The organism is Pseudomonas asuensis, assembly GCF_014646755.1.
Lineage (GTDB): Bacteria > Pseudomonadota > Gammaproteobacteria > Pseudomonadales > Pseudomonadaceae > Chryseomonas > Chryseomonas asuensis.
Window position 1 is genome coordinate 216,315 of record NZ_BMNW01000009.1, and the last position, 6,842, is coordinate 223,156.

3 protein-coding genes are annotated in these 6,842 nt (G+C 47.4%); 1 reads left to right on the forward strand and 2 read right to left on the reverse strand.

What is annotated here, in order from left to right; all coding sequences use genetic code 11:
• Nucleotides 1-10 precede the first annotated feature (10 nt).
• The gene (locus tag IEX86_RS19175; RefSeq protein WP_188867753.1) at nucleotides 11-1,147 is read right to left on the reverse strand and encodes a tyrosine-type recombinase/integrase; all 1,137 of its coding nucleotides are present in this window, start codon (nucleotides 1,145-1,147) and stop codon (nucleotides 11-13) included.
• Nucleotides 1,148-1,372: 225 nt separating this feature from the next.
• Between IEX86_RS19175 and IEX86_RS19180 the strand changes: the two genes are divergently transcribed.
• Nucleotides 1,373-3,133, forward strand: a complete 1,761-nt coding sequence (locus IEX86_RS19180; protein ID WP_188867737.1) for a hypothetical protein — start codon at nucleotides 1,373-1,375, stop codon at nucleotides 3,131-3,133.
• Nucleotides 3,134-3,590: 457 nt separating this feature from the next.
• Here IEX86_RS19180 and IEX86_RS19185 read toward each other — a convergent pair whose 3' ends face one another.
• On the reverse strand, nucleotides 3,591-4,877 hold the full coding sequence (locus IEX86_RS19185) for a hypothetical protein (protein WP_188867738.1): 1,287 nt from the start codon (nucleotides 4,875-4,877) through the stop codon (nucleotides 3,591-3,593).
• Nucleotides 4,878-6,842: the final 1,965 nt, after the last annotated feature.

A 6,842-nucleotide genomic window follows, 5' to 3' on the forward strand; every position in this document is an offset into this window, starting at 1 on the left:
CGGGACTTCCTCATCCAGACCTCCTTCTTAGTACCGTCAAAGCTGGCCCACGTGAGTCAGTTGCCGACACCTTGTTAGCCACTTCCATCAAATGTCCAAGCTCTACAGATGAGTAGTGACTTGTGATGCTTCCGTTCTTGTGACCCAATAACACCTTCCGGTCTTCTTCTGTTACGCCTGCTGCTCGAAGTCGTCTGCCAAACGTATGCTTCAAGTCATGGATCCGTATCGATAGAAACCCTGGGTGAGCGGGTCGCAAGTTCTTTTCCTGCCAGATCTTGGCAGCCCTGACGCGTGCCTTCTTCCAGGCCGAGTCGTTCATTCGATGAATTGCGGTGCCGTTGTAAGGAAATACCCATTCCTTGCTCAGGCCACGCTGCTTGTCGATGATCGACTTGGCTACGCTATTTAGGATGACCAGGCGCTCGTCTCCATTCTTCACTCCTGCCTTTTCATGCCTCCCTCCAAAGTTTGCTGGAATTAGGAACACGCTCGTTCCCAGTTCCGGCACCGCAATCTCCCAATCCCACCTTAGCTTGCAAACCTCCTGTTCCCGACATCCCGTATTCACCTTGAATAACGCCATCGTCTGAAGATGCGCCGGAAGCTCTGCGAACAGAATCGACTGTTCTTCCCATGACATGGGGTAGGGCTTCCGGCTGGTCTTCTCGTCCATCATCGTGATCATGGGTACCGTATCCAGCCAGGGCCTCATCTCATCATCCCGCCACTTCCGAGCGCACAGGTTCAAAACCCGTACTACCCGCTGCAGGGCGATGTTGATTGTCCGGTTCGACACAGGCGGCTTTACCTTTCCACTCTCCAGCACGGTCAACTTCTGCTTATCCTTGATGAAAGGAGCAAGTGTCGTGTCGTTGATATGGGTAACGGGGAGGTATCCGATATAGGGGTCAAGCTGTTCTAGGTAGGTGGCTGATAGGCTTATGGATGGTTGATCCTTGAACTCGACTAAGAAGCGTGTTGCTGCATCCCGCCAAGTTCGTACCCTTCGTACTCCGTAGATCTTCTCCTGCCTTAACTGCTCAAGCCGGTGGATCAGGTATTGCTCGGCTTCCTGCCTTTCGCTTGTTCCAGTGCTTTCCTGAATTCGTATAAGGGCAATAGCTCTGAAGCGATCCGCTGTAATGTTAACTCTTTAGATGGCAGTAGAGCTTACGTAACGGGCGCAGCGGCCAACAGCGCTGTTCATGTAACGATTGAGTACTCATCGAAAATATTCGGAGCATGGTAAACATGACGGGCTTCTCGGTACTAGTGAGAAGCCCGTCATGCGTCAACTTGATTTTGCATGACTGCCGCTTTCGTCTACCATCTCGCCTGTCTCAGCATATTGACATCCGAGTAGTAGAAATTGACATCCCTCAAGAAAGAAACGGAATTCAGAAAGGCTCTCGATCAGGTAAGCAAAAGTCGGAAAACGCTTCTTATCACTGCGATTCTCCTTGTAATTGGCTTGTTTGCCATTCAGATATATAAATCACAAGCTGGCAGATTCATGCCAGCAATTCATGCCGATTGGTCATCGCACGCATCTACTACTCACGCTATATACGTAAATGATGACTTCTCTAGCGAGAACATTAAGCAAACTTTAGGAGAGTTTGCATACTACCCCCGCCTGACATACCAGTTATCCGCTTGGATTGCGAAGATTTCAGGTATAAGCGATCTACAGGGGCTTACCCTTATTGCGCTGCTCTCAGTGATTCTGGCTAGTGTATTTTTCAGCCTGAGATATTGTCTGGTTATGACTGGGCGAGAGGTATCGTTTACAACCAAAGTGATAGTTTTGCTAGGGCTTCTGTTTAGCTCTGTATATCTGTGTTTTGGTTTTAAAGATCTAATCGTCTCAAATTCCTTTATTTCGCAAATAGCTTCCCTGGGAGTTGCCCAGGTACTGATCTATAAAGCACAGTCGAGATATGGTAAGTGGCACCTGCTTGCCATGATGGCTGTGTCTGCCGTTATTCTCTCCCTGATTCATATGGTCGGCTTTATATGGTGCATGGCCACTTTAGCTTGTATGGCTATTGGGCTGCCTTCTGAGAAACTTACGACCCGTCTATTGTTGGCGGCTGCAGGGGCAGTCATTACTTTTGCAGTCCTTCTTTCATCTGATGGCTTAATGGCAGCTCTCCGGATCACAGGAACCGGCGGAGCGCTGGTGGCACGCGGAGTAAATTTCGCTAACGTTGACGCAATAGTAAACGTGCCAATCGGGATTTTTTTGCTAATGGCGGCATTATTTGTTGTCCAATTCTTGGGTAAGAAGATCGATTTCAAGCAGACTGTTTGGCACGGAGCAGGGTTTATAGCGCTTGCTCCATTAATTCTGGTGGCCGCCTATACCGCTCATGTCAAAGGCGGTAATTGGTATCCAGTTGCAAAGTGGGTATATACATTCATACCTGAGATGCTTCTATTTTTTACCTTAGTAATGAGTAGAGCTAAAAGCTTTATAACCGCAACAAAATCAGTGAATGCCATTATATTGCTGATGCTGTTGACTGCCGTTCAGCATCCTTACTTGTCGCCAAAGATAGATCTTACGCAAGCTATTCTCGCAGAAGACGGGCTTAACCAGCCATACGCAGGCCAAATGCTTCCATACCTGAAAGTTGATCATCCGGCAATTAACTATTTTATTGCTAGATCTGTTTTAAAGCTTCCGTATGATGAGCCAATCTTCAGCTGGATGAGGAAAGACGGCGTTATAGATGGTCCAGATTATCTAGTAGCCGATGATTTTAAATCGGTAATACCGGTTATACCTGCCGATACAAGGATTAAGTTTCGATCTGATAAACAGAACAGATCGACCGCCCAACGAATGACGGATGTTAGCTGGTGGCCTATCGAGCGTGATCACGTATGGGCAAGTAAATCTCCCGCAAACCTTAAGTTTAAGTCTGCTCAAGATCCAAGGAGTCTAATTATTTTCCTTGTTCCTTATCTGCTTGACGGCATTAAAGATCGAAGCTTCGAAGTCTACATGAACGATGTGAAGCTACCTGATATATATGCAGATCGTATGGACTGGTCTAATCCTGTAGAGTACAAAGTTGATATCCCTGCCGAAGCAATAAGGGATGATAAGCAGGTCCATATTTAGTTCAAGTGGAAGCAGGAGAATCAGGCCGACCTGGGCCTGGCATTAATGAGCATTAGGTATCTTTAAGGAATAGCAATGCGCTACCTATGGATCTTTTGTGCGGCAGCGCTTGCAGGATGCGCAAGCGAAGAGAGGATTGAGAAGCGCCCGCCTTCTATGGATGCTATATCAGGGAAGACGCTAGAAGCCTATATGCAGTGCGTGGTGCCTGAGCTGAAAGACTCCAGGAGCAAAAGTTGAGGTGATAGGGAATGTTGATCACAAGAAGATCGTTGTGCCTCAGTTCGTCTCACCCATGACGGCAGCGGTGATATTCGTTGACCGGACGTCACGCGGAGTTTCGATCAGCATTCACGAGCGGTCCGCTAACAATCCGGTCCGCCCGAAAGATATTCTGGCTGCAGCTAAGAAGTGCATCTAGAGTCGCCGTAAAGTCTCTTCCTTGAGACTTTTTTGTTTAGGCTACGCTTATATGAACAGGATGGGTTTTCAGGCCTGAGTCCTCAAGCCACTGCACGCCTTCCTGAACTGCAGTCACCTGTAGTTGGTATTCACCGGGATCAGAAGGAGCGTCAACCGTTAATGTCTGAATGACAAAGTCGCCTGCACTGATGCAGGAACGGCACAGCTTGGTACGCACTCCGTCCAAAACAACCTTATTTCCCTCATTATCAAGCCAGTGATAGGAAAGGTTGATTGGATATTCACCATCACCATTCCATGCATCATTGGAGGCGTTCTGCACATAAACTTCTAGCTGGAAGCTACTACTAGCTGAGACTTCTGCAGCATATTCCTTGATGGTTATATCCCCAATGCCAGAGACCCTATTCAAATAGGCATTTGATATTAGTCGCGGATTTCTCCAGCCCTGTACGCCATCGACAAGGACATTCGGCTTCTCTCCAACCTGTAAGACTGCAGGCCTTTCTATCTCTAAAACCCAGCCATTCTGAATAAAATGGTCAAAAAGGCTTCCTTCGATTTGACGTGAATGAGTTCCAATCATGACGTAGGCAACCTTTTCATTCATGAAAGAGATTGCCTTTGCAACCAAATCAAGCTCGCCGCCCTGAATATCTATATGGAGAAGGTCGATTCGATCTATGTGCTGAGCTTCTTGCTCAAGAGACTTTTGGGGTAAAAGTTCATACTTTCCTGAAGCAACAAGCTCATTTGCTTCCTCTTCAGTCTTATCAAATATAGGCTCACAGCCCCAAGATGTGCCTGCTCTTTCTTGCTTAGGAAATAATGCAAAACCACTACTAGCTGCTGCTATACCCCATTCGACCTTCGACTGGGTTTTATCAAATCCATTTTTCTCAAGGCATTCCTTGGCGAAAGCTACATGGCCCTCATCGCCCTCTATTCCATATAAGCTACACTCAAGGCCAGCACGTCGCGCCACTACGCCAGATATATTCATCCAGCATCCCCAGCCGCATCCCAGCTCGAACATAGTGAATTTCGGGCCTGGGGCCAGCTCAATTGCCCTGAAAACTGCTCCAAACTCAGCAAGGTCAGAATGCCAGTTGGCAGGGATCGGAAGTGCTTCTACTGTTCCTTCTCTTCCGGCCAGAATCTCAGGAAGGTACTTTGGGTTTATCAATACGCCGAACGCATTAGTAAGCCATTCTTCGGTAGGTTGCTGCTCCGATACTGCATGCTTTTCGACTAAGCTTAAGGCGTCGAACGATGCGTTGTAAAAGTAGAACTTTTCGTATTCTGCAGGCTTGCTATGCATGTGCTCTCCCTGAGATTGCAAGTTGACTTATAGTTGTGAGCTGCAGCTAGGGAAAAGGTATAGCAGAAGATTTTTACATTAGATGTTGATTTCGCGGAGATACACTGCTCCAGCGTAAAACTGTATATCTAGAACCAGCCGTTCCTCAGGCCCTTGTTGATCAATGAGAGGGCCGATAGACCAATGACGGCAGACAGGAGAAGTAGGTTGCGGATCTTCTTGTTCATCTTAAATGCTTGCGTTGTGTCCATGACCAACAAGCAAGGCGTTTAAGACTTATGACTACATCCTAGGGGCCAAGCTTGAAGCCCTGCTTCGTTAATTCCTTCCTCGCCATTGCCACTAACATTTCAACTGATTTCGAATTCTGGCAAAGGGAAGAAGGGAGGGTATTCGATTCAAATAGCCGCTGCCCATCTATATCATAAGCGACAAATATCAAAGGACTACCGCTAGTCCTTTGATCGAACTCGATCTTGAGTGGCGACAGGCCTTTGATAATAACCTGTTTGGCTTTGCTGCAACTGCTCATTTGTGATCCACTTCACGTAAGTTGGCGGTATACAGTTTGCACCACTCATGAGGAATATAAAGGTGGTAGCTGAGCGCCCAGATAACCAGTTGTTGCTGTCAAGACTAATCATTCAGATTTATCTTTGTACTTTATGGTCGCCAAATGCGGAGACCTGCCATGAGCCACAACTTATGCTAATAGATCAATGGAAGAACGAGCCGCTATCGAATCGCATAGAGGTGAACCCTATGTCTTCTATAGGAGCAACGTAGAGCGGTCGTGGGAAGAGGCTAACCCGGGTTGTAGGCGAGAAAGCTGTAAAGAGGGGAAAGTGGAGGGCATGGGCTGATGAGCAGATTAATGGCCATAGAGCCCGGTCAGTACCAGAACATGCTGAAGAGGTCGCTCAACAGCATTTTGAGTCGGCGCAAGAGTGAGCTGTGTAACTTTTGAGTGACATTCTCACGCATTTGTTGGCATCTATAGGCATCAGATTGCAGCGAGCGCCCGTAGATACTGCGGTTTGGCTAGGTTTGATACCTCCTGCTGGCATGGGTGCAAGGAGCCGAGCGTTCGAATCACTCCGTCCCGACCAAAGATCAATGCTCAGAGCCTACTATGGTCGCGCTAGGCTTTTTTCATTTTTAGGGGCGGGCGGCGCATCCTTATTCAGACCTCCTTCTTAGCATTGTCAAAGCGGGCCCGCTTGAGTCAGTCGCCGACACTCTGTTTGCCACTTTAATTAAATTCCCGAGCTTTACAGATGATTAGTGACGTTTGATGCTTCCTTCCTATAAAACCTCCGGTCGTCCTCTATTACGCCTACTACCTTAAGCCGTTCGCCAAGCAAGTATTTAAGGTCATGCGCACGATTGACCGAAACTTAAGGTAATCACCGGTCTCATATATTTGCTCTCACTTGTCAACTGCTCTAATTTTGATTTTCTTCTAAGCGCTTTCATTCATGCTAGGTACCACTGTTGGTCCTTTGCCATCTGATACTCCGTAAGGGAATGCCTAGCTCGACTGCAAACCATCCTGACTGTAGATTGCTAAAATATGCTCTATGTGTTCAAAGACGGTAGGCTAGAAATCCTTGCATTACAGTATGAGTGGTACGACTACTAATGCTGGTCCAGATTTATATTGAGATGCTTTCTATAATGATTTTAGATCCGACTGAAAGCCCAGCATGCTAAAGGCCGGCGATTAAATAAGAAAAAGCACGCATTAGAGGCACTGGTGGCATAGGTTTAGGCTAGGCTACAGAAAAGCTGGACTTCCGCTTGGTTTCAAATAAAGCTTGACCTGCTGCTTCAGGGGCCTATAGTGCGCCCACTTCCGCTGCAACGGAACGGCAAAAAGTCTTGTAAATCAATGACTTAGCTGTCTGGTAGCGTTCAGGTCCAGACCTGATGGTAGCGGAGGAGGGAAGCGTGGTTGACAAGCCC